Origin of the sequence: Streptomyces sp. MK37H (assembly GCF_018035285.1) — a bacterium.
Taxonomy (GTDB): Bacteria; Actinomycetota; Actinomycetes; order Streptomycetales; family Streptomycetaceae; genus Streptomyces; species Streptomyces endocoffeicus.
The window spans coordinates 1-26,137 of the sequence record NZ_JAAAYH010000080.1; the positions used below are offsets into that span (position 1 = coordinate 1).

Consider the following 26,137-nt stretch of genomic DNA (forward strand, 5'->3'; position numbering starts at 1 on the left):
GCGGCCTGGTACGGCGGCTGCTGGGGCTGGTACGGCGACGGGACGTTGTGGGGCGGCTGAGCGTTGTGCGGCGGCTGGGCCGGTCTCTCCGGAGGCGTCCAGCCCTGCTGCTGCCCGTACGGCCGCACCTCGGGCGGCGGCGGGGCGCCGAACCCGGCCTGCGGGGGCAGTTCCCCCTGCGGCGGCGCGCCGAACTCACCCGGCGGCGGCAGTTCGCCCTGCTGCGGCGGTTCCGGAGCGCTCTGCGGCCCCCAAGGCTGCCCCCACGCCTGTCCCCCGGCCGGGGCCCCCTGTTGGGCGTCCGAGGGGCTGTAGTCCCCCTGGGCAGGCAGCACAACCCCCTCGCGCACAGGCTGCGCGGGCGGGACCGCGGGAAGCCGCGGCTCATTCCCCTGACCGCTCTGCGTCACCGGGACTCCTTGGTTATACGGAACGACGGAATCGTCGGGTCACGCTACCGGTTCCCCAGAGGGCGCGGTGCCCATGAGCCCATCGGGACGGAGAGAGACTGGTCACCGCGACATGGGGCACATCACCACGATCGGGGGCGATATGAACCCCATCCGTACCCGCAGTAAACACAACGCAACACACTCCACAACACCCATGCCTCACCACACGCGCATCAGCCGCCACAACACAACGCACCCGTAGCATCCACCCCGCTCAACGCCCCACAACGCCCCCCGCAGCCGGCGGATGCCCCAGGCCGGATCAGGCCGGATCAGACTTAATCAGGCCGGATCCCGGGCCGAGTCTCAGGCCACCTGCATCTGGAGCCGCGCCCCGAACTCCCGCACCACCGGCTCGTCCCGGTACGGCTCCAACCGCTGCTGGAAGTCGTCCAGATACTCCGCGCCCCGGTTGGACCGCAGCGTGCCCAGCAGATCCACCGCCTGGGTGCCCACATGGCACGCCTGCTCCACCTCGCGCTGCTGCACATGCGCGGTGGCCAGCAACAGCAGCCCGATCGCCCGCCGCCGCACACGCCCCTCCGGAAGGCCCTCCAGGGCCTCCTCGGCGCGCCGCCTGGCCTGCTCGGCCTGGCCCAGGTCGCGGTGACAGTGGGCCAGCTCATCGGCGAGATAGGCATGGTCGAAGTGGCGGATCCAGTTGGGTTCGTCGCCCGTGACGGAGCCCACCGCCCGCTCCATGGCGTCCAGCGCCCGCCCGGCCGCGGACTGGCAGGCCCGCGCGTCCCCCATCAGGGCGTGGCCGCGCGCCTCGGCCGCCAGGAACATCGATTCGGCACGCGGCGGCACCTGGCCCCGCGCGCCCTCCTGCGCGGCCTTCGCCAGCTGGGCGATCTCCCGGGGATTGCCCAGCTGGGCGGCGAGATGGCTCATGCTGGCGGCGAGCACATAGCCGCCGTAGCCCCGGTCCCCGGCGGCCTGGGCGAGCCGCAGCGCCTGGATGTAGTAGCGCTGGGCGAGACCGGACTGCCCGGTGTCGACCGCCATATAGCCCGCCAGCTCCGTCAACCGCGCGACGGCCGCGAACAGTTCGCGCCCGACCGCCTCGGTGTACGAGCCGGCCAGCAGCCCGGAGACCACGCTGTTCAGATAGTGGACGACGACGGGGCGCACATGGCCGCTGCCGTAGCGGTGGTCCAGGTCGACGAGCGCGTCCGTGGTGGCCCGTACCGCCGCGACGTCGGACCGCCCCACCCGGGCGCCCGCGGCGCGCGCCACCTGGGCGTCCGCACCGGTGATCAGCCAGTCGCGGCTGGGCTCGACCAGCGCGGAGGCGGCCACCGTCGAGCCGCTGAGGAAGTCACGGCGCCCCACATCGCTGCGCCACAACTCGCAGACCTGCTCTATCGCACCGAGGACGGTGGGCGAGAACTGCAGACCGACCCCGGAGGCGAGGTTCTTGCCGTTGGCCATCCCGATCTCGTCGATCGTGACCGTACGGCCGAGCTTGCGGCCGAGCGCCTCGGCGATGACGCCCGGCGCCCGGCCCCGTGGCTGCTGGCCACGCAGCCAACGGGCCACCGACGTCTTGTCGTACCGCAGATCGAGACCGTGCTCGGCGCCGCACATGTTGACCCTGCGCGCCAACCCGGCGTTGGAGCAGCCGGCTTCCTGGATGAGCGCCTGCAGCCGTTCGTTCGGCTGCCGCGCCACAAGCGGCCTAGCGGCCATGGCATTACCCCCAGTGACTGCTTGCGTTCTCGGCGTATCCGTCCCTGTTGCTGAGTGATGCCCCGCAGATATCGCAGGTATACGGCGAATGCGGAACTTGCCCGTATTGACCGCATAGACCGCATCGTTCGCGTACGGCGCCGATCCGAGTCCGGGACCGCCCTCCCCCTGGCGCTGCGGCATGGCCACCGGACACTCGCACGCCCGTCACGCATGGTGGCTACCCGCTTACGCAGCCGCAACCCCACACGCGCCCCCGCCCGTGCACCCATGCGCCCCGCCGTGCCGTCGCCGCGCACCCCGGACCCCCGACGGCACCGCCCGTGCGGGGGCCCGGCCGTAACCCTCGTTGACGGCGGAAGTTGTCCTCTGCGTGGAAGAGACCATGGACGTGACAGGACCAACGCGGTTCCCCGCGGGAACCTCGCAGATCCCTCAGCAGCGCGGGGAGCGGCTGCGCGACGCGGCGGTGCGATACGCCGAGGAGCGGCACTGGGACGTGCTCTCCGGCGCCTGGCTCGAGGCCGTGGACGGAGTGGAGCGCTGCTCCTGCGGAACCGCCGACTGCCCGGCCCCCGGCGCCCATCCGACCGGCCGGGACTGGGTGAACCAGGCCACCGGCAGCGCGGTCGTGGTCCGCCGCATGTGGGCCAGGACGCCGCGCGCCTCCATCCTGCTGCCCACCGGCCGCACCTTCGACGCGCTGGACGTCCCGGAGTCCGCGGGCTGTCTGGCGCTCGCCCGCATGGAGCGCCGCCAGGTCGAGCTGGGCCCGGTCACCTGCACCCCCGGGCGCCGGATGCTCTTCTTCGTCCTCCCGGGCGCCGCCGCCAAGATCCCCGATCTGGTGCGGAATCTGGGCTGGCCGCCGAACGCGATCGACCTGACCGCCCGCGGCGAGGGCGACTATGTGGTCGCACCGCCGACCCGGGTGGGCGTGCGCGGCCCGATCCAGTGGGCCCGGCGGCCCACCGCCGCCAACCGCTGGCTGCCCGACGCGGAAGAGCTGGTGAGCGCCCTGGCCTACGCCTGCGGCCGCGAGCGCCGCTGACACCCCGGAGGGCTCCCCGGGACGGCCCCTATCGTGGAGCGACGGCGGGGGCGTCATGACCGGCCCCCACGCGATACGTCAGTGGGACACGTCCCACAGGAAAACGGGGTAAGCCGGTGCCGCAGGAGCAAGCAGCAGACAGCACACAGCCACAGTCGTCCCGGGCCGCCGCCGTGCGGGTGAGCGGCCTGTGGAAGCGCTACGGGGAGCAGGTCGCGGTCGCCGGGATCGATCTGGAGCTGCCCGCCGGGCAGTTCATCGGACTCGTCGGACCCAACGGCGCCGGAAAGACCACCACGCTTTCGATGATCACCGGCCTGCTGCGCCCCGACAAGGGGACCGTGGAGATCGGCGGTCATGACGTCTGGCGGGACCCGGTCGAGGTCAAGGCGCGGATCGGGGTGCTGCCCGAGGGGCTGCGGATGTTCGAGCGGCTCTCCGGCCGGGAGCTGCTCACCTACACCGGGCGGCTGCGCGGGCTGCCCGGCCCGGAGGTCGACCGGCGCGCCACCCAGCTGCTGGACGTCCTCGATCTCGCGGGCTCCCAGAGCAAGCTGGTCATCGACTACTCCACCGGTATGCGGAAGAAGATCGGACTGGCCGCCGCGCTGCTCCACAACCCCGAAGTCCTCTTCCTCGACGAGCCCTTCGAGGGCGTCGACCCGGTCTCCGCCCAGACCATCCGCGGCGTCCTGGAGCGCTACACCCGCTCCGGCGCGACCGTCGTCTTCTCCAGCCATGTCATGGAGCTGGTGGAGTCGCTGTGCGACTGGGTGGCGGTGATCGCGAGCGGGCGGATCCGGGCCCATGGTCCGCTGGCCGAGGTGCGGGGCGACGCACCGTCCCTGCAGGACGCCTTCCTGGAACTGGTCGGCGCCAACCGGCGCCAGGCGGGCCAGAGCCTCGACTGGCTGGGCGGCGGCGCCCGATGACGCTCACCGACCCGCTCGACGCCAAGGGCCCGCTCGGCACCGCGGCTCCCGCACCGCCCGCCGTCCCCACCGGCTCCCCCACCCCCGTCTTCGTCTCCCTGAAGCTGGCGCTGCTGCGCAACGGGCTGCGCCAGTCCAGCGGCCGGCGGGCCGCGTACATCACCTCGCTGGTGATGGCCATGCTGTTCGCCGTGTCGCAGTTGCTCGGCCTGGTGCTGCTGCGCGGTACGAACCACGTCGACGCGCTGGTCACGCTGTTGACGGCGGTGCTCGCCCTCGGCTGGGCCGTGATGCCGCTGTTCTTCCCCGGCGGCGACGAAACCCTCGACCCGACCCGGCTGGTGATGCTGCCGCTGCGGCCGCGCTCGCTGATCACCGCGCTGCTGGTGTCCTCGCTGATCGGCATCGGCCCGCTGTTCACCCTGACCCTGGTGGCCGGTTCGGCGATCGCCGTCGCGCACGGGGCGGCGGCCGCGGTGGCGGGCGTCGTGGCCGTGGTGCTGACGGTGCTGGTGTGCGTGGCGCTGGCCCGCGCCGTCGCCACGGCCAACACCCGCCTCCTCACCAGCCGTAAGGGCCGCGATCTGGCCGTGCTCAGCGGTCTGTTCGTGGCGATCGGCGCGCAGTTCGTGAACCTGGGGGCCCAGCAGCTCGGCGGTAAGAACGGCCTGTCCGTGCTGGAGCCGGCCGCCGCGGTGCTGCGCTGGGTGCCGCCCGCGGCGGCGGTGGACGCCGTCCAGGGCGTGAGCGACGGCGCCTACGGGGTCGCCGCGGCCCAGTTCGCGCTCACCGTCGCCGCGTTGGCGCTGCTGATGTGGTGGTGGCGCTCCACCCTCACCCATCTGATGACCACGCCGGACGCCTCCACGATCCAGGCGGCGGCGCCACGCGAGCGGCGGTCCTCCGGCGCGGCCGACACTCCTGACGCCTCGGGCCCGTTCGCCCGGCTGCTGCCCTCCGGCCGCACCGGCACGGTGCTGCTGCGCACGCTGCGCTACGCCGTACGGGATCCGAAGACCAAGTCGGCATGGGTCACCTCGCTGGGCGTCGGCCTGCTGCTGCCCTTCATCACCGCGGCCCAGGGCAACGGCTCGATCTACTGGGCCTGCTGGGCGTCGGGGATGCTCGGCATGCTGATGTACAACCAGTTCGGCCAGGACACCTCCGCCTTCTGGATGGTCGCGCAGACGATCTCCTCGCCCCGCGACGCCTATCTCGAGCTGCGGGGCCGTGCGCTGGCGCTGCTCCTGGTCGCGGTGGTGTACGTCGCGGTGGCGGTGCTCGGCTGCGCCGCCGTCCTGAAGAACTGGCCGGCCGCCCCCGAGGCGCTCGGGATCGCCCTGGCGCTGCTCGGCTCGATGCTCGCGACCGGCGCCCTGACCTCGGTGCTGGCCCCGTACTCCATTCCGCAGGACAGCGGCTACAAGAACGTTGTCCCGGCTCAGGCGGGGATCGCCTGGATCAGCATCCTCGGCGGGATGATCGTGGGTTCCGCGCTGTGCGCGCCGGTGCTGGGCCTGACGATCTGGCTGCATGTCTCCGGGGCGCACGGCTTGCTGTGGGTGGTGTTCCCGCTGGGCGCGGTGTACGGCGCGGCCATCGCGGAGACCGGCCTGCGGGTGGCGGCGCCGCGGGTCGCGGCGCGGCTGCCGGAGATCCTGGCGGCGGTCAGCAAGGGGTGACGACGCTGGCACGGGTACGGGCACCGGCGGCGGGGCCGGGGGCGAGCCCCCGGCCCCGCCGCGTGCCGTCGTACGAAGCCTCCGGGCCCGACTGCCGCGCGTCCGACTGCCGCGGTCCGACTGCCGCCCGCCCAACTGCCGTAACGTTCCGGCTAGTCGAGGTACTTGCTGTACACCCAGCCTCTGGTCCCGGCATGAATTCCGGTCGTGGTCCGCTTGAGGATCTTTCCGTAGGACCAGCTGTTCTCAAAGCCCCGGGTGCGGCAGAAGTACCGGAAGGAATCCCCTCGGTAAAGCGTCCCTATAGCGCGGTACCGCTTTCCCGGTCCGGTGCGGAATCTGGCGCCACTGGTCGAGACCTTGAAATTGACATCCGGGGAATTGAACTGACACGCCGATGACCCCACCGCCGACGCCGTTGGCGCGAGGGCGATGGAACCGCCCAGCATCAGCGCCGCCGAGAGCACGACCATCGAGGCTTTACGTTTGATCTTCACGCGACCACCCCCCATGATCAGTTAATTCATTGCGCGTCAAGGAGCGTAGCACCCGTCAATCCGGAAGCTGAGGACCCGGTAAAACCCCGACGGCCGCTCGGCGAGTCGCCGATGGACCGGTGTGGCTGACAAGTTGAAAGCCGAAGGGAATTGTCAGCCGAGCGCCTCCGGGGTGAGCCCCGCGGCATCGGTATGGCCCGACAGCGCCAGCGTCAGCTCGAACTCGGCCAGCAGCGCGCGGATCACATGCTCCACCCCCGGCTGCCCGTCCAGCCCGAGCCCATAGGCGTACGGCCGTCCCAGCAGCACCGCGCGGGCGCCGAGGGCGAGCGCCTTGAACACATCCTCACCGGTGCGCACTCCGCTGTCGAAGAGCACCGCCAGCCGGTCGCCGACCGCCTCCACCACCCCCGGCAGCGCGTTGGCCGCCCCGATGGAGCCGCCCACCTGGCGGCCGCCGTGGTTGGACACGACGACGCCGTCCATCCCCGCGGCCGCCGCGCGCCGGGCATCGTCGGGGTGCAGCACCCCCTTCAGCACGATCGGGCCGTCCCAGTGCTCGCGCAGGAACACCAGGTCCTCCCAGGTCTTCCCGGGATCGCCGAACAGCTGTACAAAGTGCAGCACCGCGGCGTCCCGGTCCTCGTGGACCGGCTTGGCGAGCCCGGCCTGGAACGCCGGATCGGTGAAGTAGTTGGCGGTGCCCACACCGTGCAGGAACGGCAGATACGCCTGGTCGAGATCGCGCGGCCGCCAGGCCAGCAGCGGGGTGTCGAGGGTGACCACCAGGGCCGTGAATCCACAGGACTTGGCCCGGCTCAGAAAGCTCCTGGTGACCTCGCGGTCCTTGCCCCAGTAGAGCTGGAACCACCGCTCACCGTCGCCCATCGCCTCCGCCACCCGCTCCATCGGCGTACTGGACGCGGAGGAGAGGATGAACGGCACGCCCTGCGCCGCGGCGGCCCGCGCCGCCGCGCACTCCGCCTCCGGGTGCATGATCGACAGCACGCCGATCGGCGCGAGCGCGAGCGGCGCGGGCAGCCGGGTGCCGAACAGCTCGACCGACAGATTCCGCCGCCGTACGTCACGGAGCATCCGGGGCACGATCCGATACCGGTCCAGCGCCGCCCGGTTGGCCCGCTCGGTGCTGCCGCTGCCCGCGCTGCCCGCCACATAGCCCACCGGCCCGGGCCCCAGCCGTGCCTCGGCCAGCTCCTCGAGCCGGGTGAGATCGGCGGGAAGCCGGGGAACGGCGCCGGTCATCCCGTTCAGATAGATCTCGTACTGAAATGCCGCCCAGTCCTTGCCGGGTTCCGGTTCCGTGATGTCGCCACCGATCATGTGCTTCCCTTCACCTGTCCATTACTGGTCAATTCCCCATTGCTGTAAGGGAGTAGAGGACTCGTAGGATCGACGAACCGTCGATCGCGTTCAAGGGATCACACCGGAACGCGATGAGACCACGTTCCCGCATTGGAGTTCCACTTGCCGCTGACCAAGACAACGTGGCTGCGTGCCGGCGCGCCCGTTGCCGTACTGGCTCTCGCCCTGACCGCGTGCGGACCATTCGGCGAAAAGGGCGATACATCCGAGAACGCGCGGCACACTTCCCGCTCGGGTGTCACCGATGCTCACCCGAGCGGTGCGCAGAAGGTCGGTATGCGATCGGACGGTGAGCCGCCGCTCCAGCCGGGCCAGACCGGTACGCGTGCGTTCAAGGAGGACACCGGGGTCGAGCCCACTTATCGGATCGCGGCACAGAAGGTCGACATCGGCACGGCGGCCGAGGCGAAGGCGCTGGTGTCGGACCCGGTGGACGCCGAGGGCAAGGTGCCCGCGGTGGCCTATGTGAGGTATACCCATGTGCGCGGGGCCACGGTGAAGGAGTATCCGCGGGTCGGGGACTACGCGGAGGTGTACGCGGACGGGCGGCGGGGAGCGAAGGTCACCGGCACTGCGGGACGGCCCAAGGGGTGCGCGGACTCGGATGAGATCAAGAACTGGAGGAACGGGCAGAGCTATCTGCTCTGCAACACCTTCCTGATCCCCGCGCGGGCGAGGTCGGTCAAGGTCATGTGGACGCAGATCGGCGGCGAGCCGTTCGTCTGGACGTTCTGAACGGGGCGCTTTGAACGGGGGGCTGAACCGGGCGTTCTGAACCGGGCGGCGAATCATCGGGGTTGAGCCCCGCAGGGCCTGTGCGGCTAGACGGGCAGGACCGAGGCCAGGAAGGGCTCCACGGCGCGGCGCCAGCCGTCCGGCTGGTCGTAGTGGACGAGATGGCCCGCGTCCACCACCTCCGCATACTGCCCCCGGGGCAGCACGCGGACCATCTCCTGCGCCTCCGCGCGGCCCAGCTCACCGTCCAGCCCGCGCACGACCAGAGTGGGGCACTCGACCAGCGCGAGCTCCTCCCAATGGGCATCATGGACCCAGATGTCACGGATCTTCAGCATCTGACGGCAGGAGAACGCCGGGCGCCAGCCGTCCGAGCGCTCGGCCATGACCTCGGCGAAGAAGTCGCCCCGGGGCGGATTCGGCCGCTCCAGCGTCGGGTCGTCCTCACCGAACCACTTGCGCACATCGGCGAGCGTCGCGAACGGCACCGGCCAGGAGCGGAACCACTCGGCCCACTCGCGCTGCGAGGCGGAGCCCAGGGCCGAGGCCCGCATATCGCAGATGACCAGCGCCCGGACCAGATCGGGGCGGCGGGCGGCGAGCTGCCAGGCGGTGAGGGCGCCCATGGCATGGCCGATCAGGGTCACGGGGGCGAGGCCGAGCTGCTCCACGGCCGCCTCGGCGTCGTCCACATAGGTGGAGCGGTCGAACGGCCCCTCGGCCGGCTTCTCGCTGCGGCCATGGCCGCGCTGGTCGAGGGCGACCGCCCGATGGCGGGTGGAGAGCCAGCGGGCCGTCTCCGCCCAGTGGGCGGCCCGGCCCAGCAGCCCATGGAGCAACAGCACTCCGGGGCCCCGCGCTCCCTCGCGGCCAGCGCCTGCCTTGGGCGGATCGGTGAACTCCCAGGCGGCGAGCCGCACGCCGCCGGCCCCGCTCACTTCGATACGTCGCACCATGTGGTCTGGCACCTCCAACCCTCTCTCGAACACCCTCACAGTATCGAACTCATATTCGAACACGGGGCATTGCCGTCCAACACCCCTCGTTCGAGTGACCGTGCTCGGGGATTGATCGTCTGCACCCTGGGGAGACAGCTAGCGGGAGGCGGACTGCTCGGGGAAGGGCGTCCGCGGGGGACGACCCTGGGAGCTCGGGGCTCCGGGTCACCAGGGCCCCGGGGCGCACCGGCCGCGTTCGCGCGGTCCGTGCGCACCGGGGCCCAGCGGGGGGACATGGGGAAGCGGGGCCCCGGCACCTGACGGCACCGGGGCCCTCGCTCAAGAACACCCCCTCGGCGGCACAGCCCATAGGGCCCACCGGACCCCCTCCCCTGACGATCCGAGCGTCAGCGACAGCGTCGCACGCGGCGGCCCGGCCCGCTCGGTTTCTGTCGACTCCGGTATCGGGAAAATCCGTCGTCGCAGGTCGTGACGGCCGAATGGCTTGAACCGGGTGTATTCGGTCAGCGTGTCGAGGCGCGGGAGGCTGTGCGGGGGTGTGTTCGCCCGGTGTTGGGAAGGGAGGTCAGCGCGGCGTTGGAAGCGAGGTCAGCTCGGTGTTTGGGAAGGCAGGTCAGCGCGGCGTTGGGGAGCGAGGTCAGGGAGCGTCAGCGCTTGGCCACGAAGACATGCGAGGCGATCTCCGCCTCCAGCTCCGCCGCCTCACCGCTGCTGCCGACCAGCACCCCGCCCGCCGACTCGGTGACGCTCACCACGGAGCCCGGCTGCACCCCGGCCCGCCGCAGGGTGTACATCACCTGGGCGTCGGCCTGGATGGGCTCGCCGATGCGGCGCACCACCACCGTCTTGCCCTCCGAGCCCGGCTCCAGCTCACGCAGGCTCACCATGGACTCGTCCAGGAACGGATCGGCCTCGGCCTTCTCGCCCAGCTCCTCCAGGCCCGGAATCGGGTTTCCGTACGGCGACTCGGTCGGATGGCGGAGCAGCTCCAGCACCCGCCGCTCCACCGCCTCGCTCATCACATGCTCCCAGCGGCACGCCTCGGCGTGGACCTGCTCCCACTCCAGCCCGATCACATCGACGAGCAGGCACTCCGCGAGCCGGTGCTTGCGCATCACGCGCGTGGCCAGCCGGCGGCCCTCCTCGGTCAGCTCCAGATGACGGTCACCCGCGACCGTGACCAGCCCATCGCGCTCCATCCGCGCCACTGTCTGGCTGACCGTCGGACCGCTCTGCTCGAGCCGCTCCGCGATCCGGGCGCGCATGGGGACCACGCCCTCCTCCTCGAGCTCGAGGATGGTGCGGAGATACATCTCCGTGGTGTCGATCAGTCCGGACATGCGTGCCCCTCGAAGTGTCGTGCGGTGGCCCTCAACCAATTCTGACGCATCCCACCGACAACGGGGTCGAGTCGACCCCTTCCGCCGCAAGGGACCGGGCTGCTATTCACAGCGTCATGATCGAAACCCCCCACAGGGAAGGCGACGCGTTGATGAGCGAGTCCAAGCCGGCCGGGCAATTCTTCGACGCGGCCATCGGCCTGCTGCGGCAGGTGCGGGACGAGGAGGGCGAGCATATCGCCGCGGCGGGCACCCTTATCGCCGATACGGTCGCCGCGGGTGGCCGCCTCTTCACGTTCGGCGCCGGGCACTCCTCCCTGCCCGCGCAGGATGTCGTCTACCGCGCGGGCGGGCTCGCGCTGATGAACCTGCTGCCGGTACCGGGCGCGGTGGGCGTGGACGTCGTCCCCGCCACCCTGGGCAGCGCGCTCGAACGCGTCGACGGACTCGCCACGACCGTCCTCGACAGCAGCCCGCTCCAGGCCGGGGACCTGCTGATCGTGATCTCGCTGTCCGGGCGCAACGCCCTGCCCGTGGAGATGGCCATGAGCGCGCGGGAGCGCGGCGTCAAGGTGATCGGGGTGACCTCGGTCGGCTACGCGACCGGCACGACCTCGCGCAACCCTTCCGGTGGCTTCCTCAAGGACCACTGCGACCTGGTCGTCGACAACAAGATCGCGGTCGGGGACGCGGAGCTCACGGCGGACGGCGTCGGTGCGCCCTTCGCGCCCGCGTCCACCGTCGTGACGAGCGCGATCATGCAGTCCATGGTGGCGGCCGGGATCGGGGAGCTGGCCGAGCGCGGGATCGAGCCGCCCATGCTGAGGTCGGGGAACGTGGACGGCGGGCACGAGTGGAACCGTAAGGTGATGACCGACTACGGGGACCGGATCTTCTACCGGCGGTGAGACCCTCGCCGGGAGCCTTCGCCGGCGGTGAGACCCTCGCCGGGAGCCTGGCGGTGAGCTCCTGCGCGTGGTGGTCCCCGCCGGTGAGCCCTTACCCGCGATGAACTCTTACCGCCGGTGAGTTCCCCGCGTTGAGTCCTTACCGGCGGTGGGCTCCTACGGGCGATGGCCCTCCGGCGGTGACAGTCCGCCGCCGGTGGGCTCCGCCGCGGTGATCCGCTACCGGCCCGTGCCCCTTCGCAGGCGACCGGCGTGCGGCGCCCCCGGCCCGGGACTTCAGCGCCGACCCAGGGCGTCAACGGCGGCCCACGGCAAGATCCACCGAGGCCGCGACCCGGGCCGCGACGTCCTCCGCGTACGTCGCGTCCGTCCGGTCGAAGGCCCGGCGGCTGGAGGTGCGCAGGAAGGTGACCACGCCGAGGGTGCGGCCGCGGCTGCGCAGCACCGCGCACAGCCCGTGCACCGCGCCCCCCGGCCACTTGCGGGCCGCCGCCCACTGGGCCGCCCCCGACTCGTCCGAGCGTCTCGCGCTCGCCCGTACCGAACCGCAGCGCTCGACCGCCTGGAGCGCCGGATGGCCCTCCGGGTAGGCCAGCGGGATGCCGCCCGGGACGACGGGCGGGCAGGGGCCGGGGGCTCCGGTGGGCGTGGCCGCCGCCCGGACCAGCCGGATCCGGTCGGCCGGGGCACCCCGCGGCGGGTCCAGGACCAGGTCGATCAGGGCGTGGTCGGCGAAGCCCGCCAGCGCGAAGTCCAAGTGGACCGAGGCGGCCTCCATCGGGTCCTCGCATTCGGCCGCCGCCCGCGCCGCCCGGTGCAGCTGGTTGCCCCGGAAGCGCATCCGGGCGCTCTCCTGCTCCCGGCCCTTCACCTCCGTCACGTCCTGGAAGATCCAGGCCACTCCGAGCGGCGCCGGTTCCTCGGTGAGCGGTGAGGCCAGCCGGAGGAAGCCGCTGCGCCAGCAGCGGCGCCGCGCCGCCGCCCCGCTCCCGCCGCGGTCGGTGCCCTCGCCGCGCACCGCCTCGTCGTCGTCGAGCAGTTCGTAGCGCACGCCCTCCGCGCCCTCGAGGCCGTCCGCCGCGTCGGCGTCGGCGTCCCGCAGTGTCACCCACAGTTCGGTGGGCGCCGGGGGCGCGCCCTCCGCCAGGACGTGCTGGAGCGCGGCCTCCGCCTCCTCCACGCCCTGGTCCAGGAAGTCGCCCAGCGGCCGGCCGGGCGCGGCCTTACGGGCGGTGCGCAGCGCGCCCGCCGCGTTGGCGTTGACGACGGCCACCCGCAGATCCGCGTCGACCAGGACCACGTTCCACGAAGCGTCGTCCAGCAGCGCCTCGCTCAGCGCGATCGACCGCTCCAGGTCGACCTGCGCGTGCACCTCGCTGAAGGCGCAGTACACCCCGGCAGGGCGGCCGTCCGCGCCCGGCACCCCCGAGGACTGCGTACGGACCAGGACCCGGCCGCCGTCCTTGGTCAGCAGCGCGAACTCGTGCACCCGGCGTCCCGTGGCGCCCATGGCCTCCGTAAGGCGCGCCTCGACGTCCCGGGCGTCCCCCGGGCGGGCCGCCCAGCCGCCCAGCCCCTTGCGGCCGACCGCCTCCGCCGCCGTCCAGCCGAGGATGCGCTCGGCCTCGTGGTTCCAGTGGGTCACCGTGCCGTCGGCGTCGAACGCGCACAGGGCGGCGTCCATCCCGTCGAGCAGCGCGGCGAGCAGTTCGGAGTCGGGCCGCTCGGGGCCGTCCGGACAGTCGGGGTGGCCGGACGCCGACGGGGCCGCGCCCGGCTGTCCCGGGACGCCCCGCGAGGACCGGGCGGAACGCGCGGGACCTGCGGGTTCGGAACGTTGTGAAGCGCTCACCTGACACCCCTTGCTGGACGTGGCTGTCTGTGGTGGGGCACGTCGGACATTGAACTCGAACGTGACACGCGCCACACCGCATTCGTCGAAATCGTTGCCTCACGGAAATTCGCTTGTGTGTGGCAGGAGGGGGTTCTTAGTGTGTCGGTACACGAGAAGGGAGGTGGTTCGGCAGATGTATGAAATCCGGACGCGTGAGGTGACTGCGGGCTAGCAGTCCGTCGTCGCGCTCAGCGCATTCGCCGGACTGGCGCACCAGAGGTGCGCGGCCGGCCAATCCCAAGCAGTCACCCGACCCGCGGGTCGCCGGTACGTCCGACCGGCCCCCTTCCGCCTCAGGGCGTCAGGGGACAGACCCGCGGGTTGTCCGCGTTCTCAGGGCGTTCTCAGGGCGTTCTCAGGGCGTTCTCAGAGCCGAGCGCCGAGCACGAGGTGGCCCCGCACGAGGCCCTTACCGCCGTCGGCGCGCCCCTTACGGACGCAACGCCCTTACGGCCGTCGGCGCCCCCTTACTGGCACAGCCGCCCCACTACGGGTACAGCCGCTCGACCCGCCAGCCGCCCTCCTCCTCGGGCAGCCGGACATACCGCAGCCGGTCGTGCAGCCGGTTCTCCCGGCCCTGCCAGAACTCCACCGCCTCCGGCACCACCCGGAACCCGCCCCACTCCGGCGGCACCGGCACCTGCTCGCCCGGCGGGTAGCGCTCCGCCAGCTCCTCGTACGAGCGGTCCAGTTCCTCCCGCGAGTCCACCACCGTGGACTGCGAGCTCGCCCACGCCCCCAGCTGCGAGCCGTGCGGCCGGGTGCGGAAGTACGCCGCCGTCTCGTCACGGCCGGTGCGCCGCGCGGTGCCCGTCACGATCACCTGCCGGGCGATGGGGTGCCAGGGGAAGAGCAGGGCGACATGCGGGTTCTCGCCCAGCTCACGGCCCTTGCGGGAGCCGTAGTTGGTGTAGAAGACGAAGCCGCGCTCGTCGAAGCTCTTCATCAGGACCGTGCGGGAGCTGGGGCGGCCCTGCGCGTCGGCCGTCGAGACGACCATGGCGTTCGGCTCGAAGAGCCCGCTGCCGACGGCGTCCTCGAACCACCGGGTGAACTGCCCGAACGGATCACCCGCCAGGTCCGCCTCGCCGAAGCCGGCCGCGCGGTAGTGCTCGCGCATGGCGGCCGGGTCGTACGTACGCGCGGAGGAAGCCGAGGGCTCCGAGTCAACGTGAGGCACGGGCATATCTTGCAACATCATCGGTCCGTCGCACGGGCGGCCCCGGAGGAGCGCTCTCCCTCCCCCTCCCCGGCACCCCGTAACCCTCCCGCGATCCGGAGGAGATGTGCCACTTCTCACGCTTCCCCATGGGCAGCGTACGCACCAGACTGAGCGGACCACGCGCCGCCTGTTCGGCGCCTGGGCAGGCACCACCCCCCGGTGTCCCGGAGGTCACTCCCCACCACGGTTGGGTGACCACCACCCGCACGGGGCACATCACGGAGTGACCGGTACCGACCGCGAGCCGTGTCAGGCGGCCGCGTAACCGTTCCGGCACCGTCCGCCGCCGACCGTCGTCCGCATCATGAGGAGCCGCCTGATGTCCGACTTCGTACCCGGACTCGAAGGAGTCGTCGCGTTCGAGACGGAGATCGCCGAACCCGACAAGGAAGGCGGCGCGCTCCGCTACCGAGGCGTGGACATCGAGGACCTGGTGGGCCATGTCTCCTTCGGGAACGTCTGGGGTCTGCTGGTCGACGGCGCCTTCAACCCGGGGCTGCCGGCCGCCGAGCCGTTCCCCATCCCGGTCCACTCCGGGGACGTCCGGGTCGATGTGCAGTCCGCGCTGGCCATGCTCGCGCCCGTCTGGGGCCTCAAACCGCTGCTGGACATCGACGAGGAGCAGGCCCGTGAGGACCTGGCGCGCGCGGCGGTGATGGCCCTGTCCTACGTGGCCCAGTCGGCCCGTGGCCAGGGGAAGCCGATGGTGCCGCAGCGGGAGATCGACAAGGCCGGAACCATCGTGGAGCGCTTCATGCGGCGCTGGCGCGGTGAGCCGGACCCCAAGCATGTGGCCGCCGTCGACGCGTACTGGACCTCGGCGGCCGAGCACGGCATGAACGCCTCCACCTTCACCGCCCGCGTCATCGCCTCCACCGGCGCCGATGTGGCCGCCGCGCTCTCCGGCGCGGTGGGCGCCATGTCGGGGCCGCTGCACGGCGGCGCGCCCTCCCGGGTGCTCGGGATGATCGAGGAGATCGAGCGCACCGGGGACGCCACCCGCTACGTCAGGCAGGCCCTGGACCGGGGCGAGCGGCTGATGGGCTTCGGCCACCGGGTCTACCGCGCCGAGGACCCGCGGGCGCGGGTGCTGCGGCGCACCGCCAAGGAGCTGGGCGCACCGCGCTTCGAGGTCGCCGAGGCGCTGGAGCGGGCCGCCCTGGACGAGCTGCACAACCGCAGGCCGGACCGGGTGCTGGCGACGAACGTGGAGTTCTGGGCGGCCATCGTGCTGGACTTCGCCGAGGTTCCGGCGCCCATGTTCACCTCGATGTTCACCTGCGCCCGTACGGCGGGCTGGAGCGCGCACATCCTGGAGCAGAAGCGGACCGGCCGTCTGGTGCGGCCGTCGGCCCGGTACGTCGGCCCCGGCACGCGCAGCCCGCACGAGGTCGACGGCTACGGGGACACCGCCTCGCGGTAGGTCAGCTCGGAGTGGGTCAGCCCGCGGTAGGTCAGGGGGCGGCCGGGGCGGGGTGGTTGCCACCCGGGTGGTCGCCGGCCGGGTGGTCGTCCGGGTCCTTCGGGGTCAGGATCCCCTCCAGGATCCGCGACCACTGGGCCACCACCCGCTCCCGGCGGTGGCCGTCGTCCGTCAGCAGATTGGCCAGGCCGAGGCCCCGTCCCATGTCGAGCAGGCCCTGGACGGCCTCCCGGACGCCCGGCACCGATTCGTCGGCGCCCAGCAGCTCCACCGCCATCCGATGGGTCTCCCGGCCGATCTTCGCCTCGAGGGCGGTCACCCGGGCGCCCAACTGCTCCTCGTACGAGGCCGCCACCCACAGCTGGAGTGCGGCCCGGAAGAGCGGGCCGGTGTAGAGGGTGATCAGCGCCTCGACCACCGCGGGGACGCGGCCCTCCCCGTGCGGGGCGGGGAGGGCGCGCAGCTCCGCCGAGCGCTCCTCGGCGACATGCTCGACGGCGGCCGTGAAGAGGTCCTCACGGGTCGGGAAGTGGTGCTGGGCCGCGCCCCGCGACACCCCGGCCCGCTCGGCGACCACCGCGACCGTGGAACCGGCCCAGCCGCGCTCGGCGAGGCAGGCCACGGCGGCCTCCAGCAGCCGCCTGCGGGTGGCGCGGCTGCGGTCCTGCTTGGGGTCGCGCAATGCCGTACGGGGGGTCATCGGGACGCCCCGGCGGGGCCCGTGTTCCCTGCGGCCCCCTTGTCCCCCGCGTCCGGTATCGCCCCGGCGTCGGAAGCCGTCCGCCGCACCCACACCGGCTCGCGCCGCTCCAGGAACGCCGTCATGCCCTCCCGGGCCTCCTCGGAGGCGAAGAGGCGGGCCGACAGCGCGGCCAGCGCCTCGCCGTCCCGGTCGAAGGCGCGCAGCACATCGGCGGTCACCAGCCGCTTGGACTCGGCCAGGCCCTGCGGGGAGCCCCGGCGCAGCCCGTCCAGGACCGGCGCCAGCGCCTCGTCCGCGTCCCCCTCCGGGTCCGCGAGCGTCACCAGCCCGATCCGGGCCGCCTCGGCGGCGTCGAACCGCTCACCCGTGAGGTAGTAGCGGGCCGCCGCGCGCCGGTCCAGCCGGGGCAGCAGCGGCATCGAGATGACGGCCGGGGCGAGGCCGAGCCGCGCCTCGGTGAAGGCGAAGCTGGCGCCGCGCCCGGCCGCCGAGATGTCGCAGGCCCCGAGCAGCCCGAGCCCACCGGCCCGTACGTGCCCGGTGACGCGGGCGACCACCGGCTTGGGCAGCTCCACGATCGACCGCAGCAGATCCACCAGCCCGGACGTTCCGGACGCCGAGGGCGGTTCGCTCAGATCCGCGCCCGCGCAGAAGGTGGTGCCGGTGTGGGTGAGCAGCACCGCCCGCACCCGGTCGTCCCGCCCGGCCGCCGCCAGCGCCTCGCGCAACTCGGCGACCAGGCGCGAGGAGAGGGCATTGCGGTTGTGCGGCGAGTCCAGGGTGAGGGTGGTGATCCCGCGCGCGGAGGCGGACCGTACAAGGGGCATCGGCGCTCCGGACGTGGCGGAGCCTCCGGTTGGCGGGACAGCGTCGGTCGTGGGGCCGTCGGTCATGGGGCCGTCGGTCATGGGGCGGTCGAACTCCTTTCCCTGGCGCGCAGTTCACGCCTGAGGATCTTGCCGGTGGCCGAGCGCGGCACGGCGTCCGTGAACTCCACGCGGCGCACCTTCTTGTACGGGGCCACCTGTCCGGCAACGTACGCGAGCAGGTCGTCCTCCGAGATCCGGGTCCCGGGCCTGGGCACCACATACGCCTTGGGGATCTCATTGCCCGCCCCGTCCGTCACCCCGATCACGGCGGCGTCGACGACGGCCTCATGGGCGAGCAGCACGGCCTCCAGGTCGGCCGGGGCCACCTGATAGCCCTTATATTTGATCAGCTCCTTCACCCGGTCCACCACATACAGCCAGCCGTCCGCGTCCACGTGTCCGACGTCGCCGGTGTGCAGCCAGCCCTCGGCGTCGATCATCGCGTCGGTGTCCTCGGGGCGGCCCAGATAGCCCTTCATCACCTGCGGTCCGCGGATGACGATCTCGCCGTCCTCGCCCACGGCCAGATCCGCGCCGCTGTCCGGGTCCACGATGCGCATCTCGGTGCTCGGGAGCAGCTTCCCGACGGTCCCGGGCGGGGCGTTCTTCGCGTCGCGCGGCACCAGATGGGAGCCCGGGGACAGCTCCGTCATCCCGAACGCCTGCAGCAGCGGCGGTACGCCGAGCCGCTGGGCGCACGCCTCCGCGAGCCGGGCGTCCAGCGGGGCCGCCGCGCTCAGCACATACCGCACCGACGACAGGTCATGGCCGTCCACCGCCGGGTGCTTGGCGAGTGCGAGGACGATCGGCGGGGCCACATAGAGCGCCTGGGCGCGGTGCTTCTCGATCGCCGCGAGGAAGGTGTCGAGTTCGAAGCGGGGCAGCACGATCACCGTGCCGCCGTTGCGGAGCGGTGCGTTCATGAGCGCCGTAAGGCCGTAGCTGTGGAAGAACGGCAGAACGGCCAGCACCCGCTCCCCCGGCCGGTTGGGCACCAGCGTCTCCACCTGCGCGAGGTTGGTGGCCACGTTGCGGTGGGTGAGCATCACGCCCTTGGGGGTGCCGGTGGTGCCGGAGGAGTACGGCAGGACGGCGATGTCCTCGGCCGGGTCGATCTCCACCACCGGTTCGGGCGCGGTGCTGCTCAGCATGGAGCGCAGCGAGCGATGGCCGCTCGCCTCGTCGCACACGAAGATCTCCCGTATCCCGCCCGCCCGTTCGGCAGCCTGCCGGGCCACGCCCAGCAGCGCCGAGACGGTGATGATCCAGGACGCGGCCGCGTCCCGGAGCTGCTTGGCGAACTCCTCCGGCGTGGCCAGCGGATGCACCGTGGTCACCGCGGCCCCGGTGCGGGTGGCGCCGTAGAACGCCGGTGGGTACATGATCGAGTTGGGGCTGTGCAGGGCCACCACATCGCCGTTGCGCACCCCCGCCTCGGCCAGCGCGGCCCCGATCCGGCGCGCCGCGCGGTCCAGCGCGGCGTAGCTCAGGGCCGCCCCGGTCACGCCGTCCACCAGCGCGGTCAGGTCGCCGAACTCCTCGGCCGCGCGGGCCAGTACGGCGTCGTGGATGGGCAGATCGACGGGCGGTACATCGGGATACTCGCTGCGCAGCACCATGGCCGCTCCCCTCAGCTCTGATGGACCTACCTGTCCGTTCTGCCCTACCCGCGAGCTCCCTACGACTTCGGCGGGCCCGGCGCCGAGCGGGCCGGCCCGGCGCCCGCTCCGTACGACTTGGGCCCGCTCAGTACGACTTGGGCAGACCCAGGGTCTGGTGGGAGACGTAGTTGAGGATCATCTCCCGGCTGACGGGGGCGATCCGGGCCACCCGGGCGGCCGTGATCAGCCGGGCCAGCCCGTACTCGGCGGTCAGGCCGTTGCCGCCGAGGGTGTGCACGGCCTGGTCCACCGCCTTCACCGCGGCCTCCCCGGCCGCGTACTTGGCCATGTTGGCGGCCTCGCCCGCGCCCGCGTCATCGCCCTCGTCGTACAGGTACGCCGCCTTCGCCATCATCAGCCGGGCCAGCTCCAGCTCGATATGGGCCTGGGCGAGGGGGTGGGCGATCGCCTGGTGGGCGCCTATGGGCTCCTTCCACACCTGGCGGGTGCGGGCGTAGTCCACGGCCTTGTCGAGCGCGTAGCGGCCCATCCCCAGCGCGAACGCCGCCGTCATGATGCGCTCCGGGTTGAGCCCCGCGAACAGCTGGAGCAGCCCGGCGTCCTCGTCGCCCACCAGCGCGTCGGCGGGCAGCGTCACGTCGTCCAGCACCAGCTCGAACTGCTTCTCCGCGGCGGCCAGTTCCATGGGGATGTGGTGGTGGGAGAAGCCGTGGGTCTCGCGCGGGACGATGAACAGACAGGGCTTGAGCTTCCCGGTCCTGGCGTCCTCGGTGCGGCCGACGACAAGGATCGCGTCGGCGTTGTCCACACCGGTGATGAAGACCTTACGGCCGTTGAGTATCCAGCCGCCGCCCTCGGCCCGGCGGGCGGTGGTGGTGATGCGGTGCGAGTTGGATCCGGCGTCGGGCTCGGTGATGCCGAAGGCCATGGTGATGCTGCCGTCGGCCAGACCGGGCAGCCAGCGCTCCTTCTGCCCGGCGGTGCCGAACCGGGCGATGACGGTGCCGCAGATGGCGGGCGAGACGACGAGCATGAGCAGCGGGCAACCCGCCGCGCCCAGCTCCTCCAGGACGATGGACAGCTCGGTGATGCCGCCGCCCCCGCCGCCGTACTCCTCGGGGAGGTTGACCCCGAGGTAGCCCAGCTTTCCTGCCTCGGCCCACAGTTCGGCGGCGCCGTCGCCCTCCTGGGGGCCGCCCGGGGCATGTCCCTTGGCGAAGGACGACACCGCGGCGCGGAGCGCCACGCGCTCCGGGGTGTCCACGGGCGTGTGCGGGCTGGTCATGGACGGCTCCTCCCACGTGCGTGCGTTGTGCGGGCCGTGTGCGCTGTGCTGTGCGGGCCCCTTGCGGTGCGTTGCGCGGTCCGGCTGTGATGCGTCGCGTGGCGGGCCGTCGCGGTCCCGCGCGGCCCGTACGGAGTGTCCGGGCTGTGCGAGCTGTGCGGCCCGTACGGACTATGTGGCCCGTACGGTGTGCGGGGCCGGGTCACTCCCCCGCCGCCACGACGGCGAGCAGGGCTCCGACCTCGACCTGGCGGCCGGGGGCGGCGTGCAGGGCGGTGAGCACCCCGGCGGCGGGCGCGGCGACGCGGTGCTCCATCTTCATGGCCTCCAGCCACAGCAGGGGCTGACCGGCCTCGACCCGGTCCCCGACCGCCACCTCGGCGACCCGCACCACCGTGCCCGGCATGGGCGCCAGCAGCGAGCCCGGTTCGGTGCGGGCGGTGGGGTCGGGGAAGCGGGGCAGCGCGGTGAACACATGGCCGCCCTGGGGCGTGTCGACATAGCGGCGGTCCCCATAGGCCGTCACCTCGAACGTCCGCCGGACCCCGGCCACGACGAGGGCGACCCGCGCCGGGTCGGCGGCCCGCCCCGGCTCGGCGGCCCGCCCCGGCTCGGCGCTCAGCAGCCGGACGTCGGAGAAGCCCTCCGCGAGCAGCCCGTCACGGGTGAGGCGGTAGCGCACCTCGTGCTCGGTGCCGCCCGGTTCCGCGCGGTAGCTCCTCAGCTGCGGCTGGGAGGGCACATTGCGCCAGCCGCCCAGCCGCCCGGCCACGGTCGCCGGCCGCCGCGCCGCGTCGGCCAGGGCGGCGGCGAGGGCGGCGAGCGGAGCCGCCTCGTCGTCATCCGAGGCGGCGGTCAGCTCGGGCAGATGGCGTTCGAGGAACCCGGTGTCCATACGGCCCGCCGCGAACTCCGGGTGGCGCAGCGCCCGTACGAGCAGCTCGCGGTTGGTCACCGGGCCGTGGATCCGGGCCCGCTCCAGCCCGTGGGCCAGCCGCCGCACCGCCTCGGCCCGGGTGGGGGCCATGGCGATGACCTTGGCCAGCATCGGGTCGTAGTGGACGCCGATCGCGTCCCCGCCGTCCGGCCCGGAGTCCACCCGCAGCCCGGGGATCTCCAGCCGGTGCAGGATCCCCGTCTGCGGCCTCCAGTCGCGCGCCGGGTCCTCGGCGTACAGCCGCGCCTCGATCGCGTGCCCCCGGGGCTCCGGAGGCTCGGCGTCGAGCCGCTCCCCCTCCGCGATCCGCAGCTGGAGCGCCACCAGGTCGAGGCCGTGGATCTCCTCGGTGACCGGGTGCTCGACCTGGAGGCGGGTGTTCATCTCCAGGAAGTACGCCCGCCCCGAGGGCGAGACCAGGAACTCCACCGTGCCCGCGCCCTCGTAGCCGATCGCGCGCGCCGCGTTCGCCGCCGACTCGGCCAGGGTGCGCCGCAGTTCCTCCTCGAGACCGGGGGCCGGGGCCTCCTCGATGACCTTCTGGTGGCGGCGCTGGAGGGAGCAGTCGCGGGTGCCGAGCGTCCATACGGTGCCGTGGGTGTCGGCGAGCACCTGGACCTCGACATGGCGGGCGCCCTCCATATAGGGCTCCACGAAGATCTCGCCATCGCCGAAGGCGGAGGCCGCCTCGGCGCGGGCGGAGTCGAGTTCGGCGGGGAGCGCGGCCAGTTCGCGCACCACCCGCATGCCCCGGCCGCCGCCGCCCGCCGCCGCCTTGACCAGCACGGGCAGATCGCCGGTGGTGACCTCCGCCGGGTCGAGCGGATCGAGCAACGGCACGCCCGCCTTGCGCATGATCTCCTTGGCGCGGGTCTTGGAGGCCATGGCCTCCATCGCCTCGGGCGGCGGCCCCACCCACACCAGCCCCGCGGCCCTTACGGCACGCGCGAAGTCGGCGTGTTCGGAGAGGAAGCCATAGCCGGGGTGGACGGCGTCGGCCCCGGCGGCCAGGGCTGCCTTCACCAGGAGGTCGCCGCGCAGATAGGTGTCGGCCGGGGCGTCGCCCGGCAGCCTTACGGCGGAGTCGGCCTCGCGCGCGTGGGGCGCGTCGGCGTCCGCGTCGGAGTGCACCGCGACGGTGGCGATGCCGAGGTCACGGCAGGTGCGGACGATTCGCCGCGCTATCTCGGCGCGGTTGGCGACCAGGAGGGAACGGATCACGGGTTCCTCACTCACATCCGGAAGACGCCGAAGCCACCGCGCGCGCCCTCGACCGGCGCGGTGTGCAGGGCGGACAGGCACAGGCCGAGCACGGTGCGGGTGTCGCGCGGGTCGATGACGCCGTCGTCGTAGAGCCGCCCGGAGAGGAAGAGCGGCAGCGACTCGGACTCGATCTGCTGCTCCACCATGGCGCGCAGCGCGGCGTCGGCCTCATCGTCGTACGGCTGCCCCTTGGCGGCGGCGGACTGCCGGGCGACGATCGACATCACCCCGGCGAGCTGCTGCGGCCCCATCACGGCGGACTTGGCGCTGGGCCAGGCGAAGAGGAAGCGCGGGTCGTACGCCCGGCCGCACATCCCGTAGTGACCGGCGCCGTACGAGGCGCCGATGAGCACCGACAGATGCGGGACGCGGGAGTTGGAGACGGCGTTGATCATCATGGCGCCGTGCTTGATGATCCCGCCCTGCTCGTAGTCGCGGCCGACCATATAGCCGGTGGTGTTGTGCAGGAAGAGCAGCGGGATGTCGCGCTGGTTGGCGAGCTGGATGAACTGCGCGGCCTTCTGCGACTCCTCGCTGAACAGCACCCCCTGGGCGTTGGCCAGGACCCCGACCGGATAGCCGTGCAGCGCGGCCCAGCCGGTGGCCAGGCTCCGCCCGTACAGCGGCTTGAACTCGTCGAAGTCCGAGCCGTCGACGATCCGGGCGATCACCTCGCGCGGATCGAAGGGGACCTTCAGATCGCTCGGAACGATGCCGAGCAGCTCCTCGGCGTCGTACTTCGGCGGTTCGGCGGGCCCCGGATCCGGGTGCGCCTTGCGCCAGTTGAGGCGCGCGACCACCCGGCGGGCCTGGCGCAGCGCGTCCGGCTCGTCGGTGGCGAAGTAGTCGGCGAGCCCGGAGGTACGGGCGTGCATCTCGGCGCCGCCCAGCGACTCGTCGTCGCTCTCCTCGCCGGTGGCCATCTTCACCAGCGGCGGACCGCCCAGGAAGACCTTGGAGCGCTCCTTGACCATGATCACGTGGTCGGACATCCCGGGGATGTACGCGCCTCCGGCGGTGGAGTTGCCGAAGACCACGGCGATCGTGGGGATTCCTGAAGCGGACAGCCGGGTGAGATCCCGGAACATCGCCCCACCGGGGATGAAGATCTCCTTCTGGGAGGGCAGATCGGCGCCGCCGGACTCGACGAGGCTGACCAGCGGAAGCCGGTTGGCGCGCGCGATCTCATGGGCGCGCAGCGCCTTCTTGAGCGTCCAGGGGTTGCTGGCCCCGCCGCGCACGGTCGGGTCGTTGGCGCTGATCAGGCACTCCACACCGGAGATCACCCCGATACCGGTGACGATCGAGGCCCCCACCGGATAGTCGCTGCCCCAGCCGGCCAGCGGCGACAGCTCCAGGAAGGGGGTGTCCGGGTCCAGCAGCATCTCGATCCGCTCGCGGACCAGCAGCTTGCCGCGCTTGCGATGGCGCTGGACGTATTTCTCACCGCCCCCGGCGAGCGCCTTGGCGTGCTCGCCCGCCAATTCGGCGAGCTTGGCGAGCATCGCCTCCCGATGGGCCGTGTGGTCGGCGCCTGCGGGGTCGAGCGCGGACGCGAGCACGGTCACAGCGATACCTCCGGTATGTCCAGACGGCGAGAGGGCGGCCCATCGCCAACGGCTGCCGCCCGGGGGCCGGAACGGGGGTTCACAGCAGTACCTCCGGTATGTCCAGATGGCGGGAGCGCAGCCATTCGCCGACGGCCTTGGCCTGGGGGTCGAAGCGGGCCTGCGCGGCGACGCCCTCGCCGAGCAGACCCTCCACGACAAAGTTCAGGGCCCGCAGCCGGGGCAGCGGATGGCGGGTGATCTTCAACCGGGCCGTCTCCGGGAGCAGTTCGCGCAGCCGGTCGACGGTGAGGGTGTGGGCCAGCCAGCGCCAGGCGTCCTCGCCGCGCGCCCAGACGCCGATGTTGGCGCTGCCGCCCTTGTCGCCGCTGCGGGCCCCGGCGACCGCGCCCAGCGGGGCACGGCGGGTCGGGCCCGGCGGCAGCGGGGGCGGCAGCGGAGGCTCGTCCACCGGACCTCCGGCAGCGGGCGTGGTGGGCGCCGGGGGAACGGAGAGCCGGGAGCCGTCGGGCAGCACGGCGGTGTGCGGCACAGTGTCGGCCGGGGTCTCCACGGCCTCGAAGACGCCGTAAGGGGAGCCCTTTCCGGGCGGGGCGGTGACATGGAAGCCGGGATAGCTGGCGAGGGCCAGTTCGACGGCCGCGCCGCTGATCGCCCGCCCCACCGCATCCGCGTCCCGGTCGCGGACCACCAGCCGCAGCAGGGCGCTCGCCTCCTCCTGCACGGCCGCGTCAGAGTGGTCGGTGCGGGAGAGGGTCCAACGGACGTCGGCGGGGCGGCGCTTGCTCATCGCGCCCTCCATCTGGTCCCGTACGAGCGCCGCCTTGGCCTCGATGTCCAGGCCGGTGAGCACGAACACCACCTCGTTGCGGTGGCCGCCGAGCCGGGTCAGCCCGGTCTTGAGGGTGCGGGGCGGCGCCTCGCCCCGTACGCCATGGACGCGCACCCGGTCCGGGCCGTCCTGGGTGAGCCGCACCGAGTCCAGCCGGGCGGTGACATCCGGGCCCGGGTAGCGGGCGCCCGCCGTCTCGTAGAGGAGCTGGGCGGTGACGGTCCCGACCGTGACGGCGCCGCCGGTGTGCGGATGCTTGGTGATCACGCTGGAGCCGTCCGGGTGGAGCTCGGCTAGGGGGAAGCCGGGGCGGCGGAGGTCGTGCTCGGTGAAGAAGGAGTAGTTGCCGCCGGTCGCCTGGGTACCGCACTCCAGGATGTGCCCGGCGACCACGGCTCCGGCGAGCGCGTCCCAGTCGTCGGCGGCCCATCCGAAGTGCGCGGCGGCCGGGCCCGTCACCAGCGCGGCGTCCGTCACCCGCCCGGTGACCACCACATCCGCGCCACCGCGCAGACAGGCCGTGATCCCGGCCCCGCCGAGATACGCGTTGGCGGTGACCACGCCCGGCCCCCAGTCGCGGGCGCCGAGGAGGTCGTCGCCCTCGACATGAGCCACCCGGCAGCCGATCCCGAGCCGCTCGGCGAGCTCGCGGATCGCGTCCGCCAGCCCGGCCGGGTTGAGCCCGCCCGCGTTGGTGACGAGCCCTACGCCACGCTCCATGGCGAGCCCCAGGGTGTCCTCGAGCTGGCGCAGAAAGGTCGTGGCATAGCCCCGCGCCGGGTCCTTGGCGCGGTCCCGGCCCAGGATGAGCATGGTCAACTCGGCGAGATAGTCACCGGTCAGCACGTCCAGGGGCCCGCCGGTGAGCATCTCGCGCAACGCGTCGAA

20 protein-coding genes and 1 pseudogene are annotated in these 26,137 nt (G+C 72.6%); 6 read left to right on the forward strand and 15 right to left on the reverse strand.

Features of this window, described 5'->3' with window-relative positions; genetic code table 11:
* Positions 1–410: pseudogene (locus tag GWI24_RS14305) on the reverse strand (hypothetical protein); the annotation flags it as partial.
* A 348-nt stretch (positions 411–758) separates the two neighbouring features.
* Positions 759–2,144 (reverse strand): transcriptional regulator, encoded by a 1,386-nt coding sequence (locus tag GWI24_RS14310; protein WP_210946326.1) that lies wholly within the window; start codon positions 2,142–2,144, stop codon positions 759–761.
* A gap of 385 nt (positions 2,145–2,529) precedes the next feature.
* Here GWI24_RS14310 and GWI24_RS14315 point away from each other — a divergent pair, with 385 nt between their 5' ends.
* The 3 genes from GWI24_RS14315 (at position 2,530) to GWI24_RS14325 (ending at position 5,809) form a co-directional block, all read left to right on the forward strand.
* The gene (locus tag GWI24_RS14315) at positions 2,530–3,195 is read left to right on the forward strand and encodes a bifunctional DNA primase/polymerase (RefSeq protein ID WP_210946327.1); all 666 of its coding nucleotides are present in this window, start codon (positions 2,530–2,532) and stop codon (positions 3,193–3,195) included.
* A gap of 116 nt (positions 3,196–3,311) precedes the next feature.
* Positions 3,312–4,127 carry an ABC transporter ATP-binding protein gene (locus GWI24_RS14320; protein ID WP_308343639.1) on the forward strand — a complete coding sequence of 272 codons (816 nt, stop codon included), beginning with the start codon at positions 3,312–3,314 and terminating at the stop codon, positions 4,125–4,127.
* On the forward strand, positions 4,124–5,809 hold the full coding sequence (locus GWI24_RS14325) for a transporter (RefSeq protein ID WP_210946328.1): 1,686 nt from the start codon (positions 4,124–4,126) through the stop codon (positions 5,807–5,809). Before GWI24_RS14320 ends, GWI24_RS14325 begins: the two co-directional genes overlap by 4 nt.
* Before the next feature lie 152 nt (positions 5,810–5,961).
* On the opposite strand, the gene GWI24_RS14330 is transcribed toward GWI24_RS14325, so the two are convergent.
* Positions 5,962–6,306: an SH3 domain-containing protein gene (locus GWI24_RS14330; RefSeq protein WP_078956818.1), complete on the reverse strand. Its 345-nt coding sequence runs from the start codon at positions 6,304–6,306 to the stop codon at positions 5,962–5,964.
* A 153-nt stretch (positions 6,307–6,459) separates the two neighbouring features.
* A complete protein-coding gene (locus tag GWI24_RS14335) occupies positions 6,460–7,647 on the reverse strand; it encodes a lactate 2-monooxygenase (protein ID WP_210946329.1) in 1,188 nt (395 codons plus the stop codon).
* 318 nt (positions 7,648–7,965) lie between these two features.
* Here GWI24_RS14335 and GWI24_RS14340 point away from each other — a divergent pair, with 318 nt between their 5' ends.
* A complete protein-coding gene (locus GWI24_RS14340; RefSeq protein WP_247616339.1) occupies positions 7,966–8,424 on the forward strand; it encodes a hypothetical protein in 459 nt (152 codons plus the stop codon).
* An 86-nt stretch (positions 8,425–8,510) separates the two neighbouring features.
* Here the strand turns inward: GWI24_RS14340 and GWI24_RS14345 are convergent, their stop codons facing one another.
* The gene (locus tag GWI24_RS14345; protein ID WP_210946330.1) at positions 8,511–9,380 is read right to left on the reverse strand and encodes an alpha/beta fold hydrolase; all 870 of its coding nucleotides are present in this window, start codon (positions 9,378–9,380) and stop codon (positions 8,511–8,513) included.
* Between the two features lie 650 nt (positions 9,381–10,030).
* On the reverse strand, positions 10,031–10,723 hold the full coding sequence (locus tag GWI24_RS14350) for a metal-dependent transcriptional regulator (RefSeq protein WP_037958355.1): 693 nt from the start codon (positions 10,721–10,723) through the stop codon (positions 10,031–10,033).
* A 152-nt stretch (positions 10,724–10,875) separates the two neighbouring features.
* On the opposite strand from GWI24_RS14350, the gene GWI24_RS14355 reads away from it, so the two are divergent.
* Positions 10,876–11,631 carry an SIS domain-containing protein gene (locus GWI24_RS14355; RefSeq protein ID WP_210946331.1) on the forward strand — a complete coding sequence of 252 codons (756 nt, stop codon included), beginning with the start codon at positions 10,876–10,878 and terminating at the stop codon, positions 11,629–11,631.
* Positions 11,632–11,926: 295 nt separating this feature from the next.
* Here GWI24_RS14355 and GWI24_RS14360 read toward each other — a convergent pair whose 3' ends face one another.
* The gene (locus GWI24_RS14360) at positions 11,927–13,483 is read right to left on the reverse strand and encodes a PAS domain-containing protein (RefSeq protein WP_210946332.1); all 1,557 of its coding nucleotides are present in this window, start codon (positions 13,481–13,483) and stop codon (positions 11,927–11,929) included.
* Between the two features lie 529 nt (positions 13,484–14,012).
* Positions 14,013–14,711, reverse strand: coding sequence for a pyridoxamine 5'-phosphate oxidase (gene pdxH, locus GWI24_RS14365; protein ID WP_247616340.1), 699 nt, complete (start codon positions 14,709–14,711; stop codon positions 14,013–14,015).
* 355 nt (positions 14,712–15,066) lie between these two features.
* Between pdxH and GWI24_RS14370 the strand changes: the two genes are divergently transcribed.
* Positions 15,067–16,170 carry a citrate synthase 2 gene (locus GWI24_RS14370; protein WP_210946333.1) on the forward strand — a complete coding sequence of 368 codons (1,104 nt, stop codon included), beginning with the start codon at positions 15,067–15,069 and terminating at the stop codon, positions 16,168–16,170.
* Positions 16,171–16,201: 31 nt separating this feature from the next.
* Here the strand turns inward: GWI24_RS14370 and GWI24_RS14375 are convergent, their stop codons facing one another.
* The 7 genes from GWI24_RS14375 to GWI24_RS46520 all read right to left on the reverse strand — a co-directional run.
* Positions 16,202–16,870, reverse strand: coding sequence for a TetR/AcrR family transcriptional regulator (locus GWI24_RS14375; RefSeq protein ID WP_210946334.1), 669 nt, complete (start codon positions 16,868–16,870; stop codon positions 16,202–16,204).
* Positions 16,867–17,700, reverse strand: coding sequence for an enoyl-CoA hydratase family protein (locus GWI24_RS14380; RefSeq protein WP_247616341.1), 834 nt, complete (start codon positions 17,698–17,700; stop codon positions 16,867–16,869). The genes GWI24_RS14375 and GWI24_RS14380 overlap by 4 nt, the downstream gene beginning before the upstream one ends.
* 77 nt (positions 17,701–17,777) lie before the next feature.
* Positions 17,778–19,361, reverse strand: a complete 1,584-nt coding sequence (locus GWI24_RS14385) for a 4-coumarate--CoA ligase family protein (RefSeq protein WP_210946335.1) — start codon at positions 19,359–19,361, stop codon at positions 17,778–17,780.
* 127 nt (positions 19,362–19,488) lie between these two features.
* The gene (locus GWI24_RS14390; protein WP_210946336.1) at positions 19,489–20,649 is read right to left on the reverse strand and encodes an acyl-CoA dehydrogenase family protein; all 1,161 of its coding nucleotides are present in this window, start codon (positions 20,647–20,649) and stop codon (positions 19,489–19,491) included.
* 202 nt (positions 20,650–20,851) lie between these two features.
* Positions 20,852–22,807, reverse strand: coding sequence for a biotin carboxylase N-terminal domain-containing protein (locus GWI24_RS14395; protein WP_210946337.1), 1,956 nt, complete (start codon positions 22,805–22,807; stop codon positions 20,852–20,854).
* Positions 22,808–22,818: 11 nt separating this feature from the next.
* Positions 22,819–24,417, reverse strand: a complete 1,599-nt coding sequence (locus tag GWI24_RS14400) for an acyl-CoA carboxylase subunit beta (RefSeq protein ID WP_210946338.1) — start codon at positions 24,415–24,417, stop codon at positions 22,819–22,821.
* A gap of 79 nt (positions 24,418–24,496) precedes the next feature.
* The coding region (locus GWI24_RS46520) for an acyclic terpene utilization AtuA family protein (RefSeq protein ID WP_210946339.1) at positions 24,497–26,137 on the reverse strand (1,641 nt) is incomplete at its 5' end.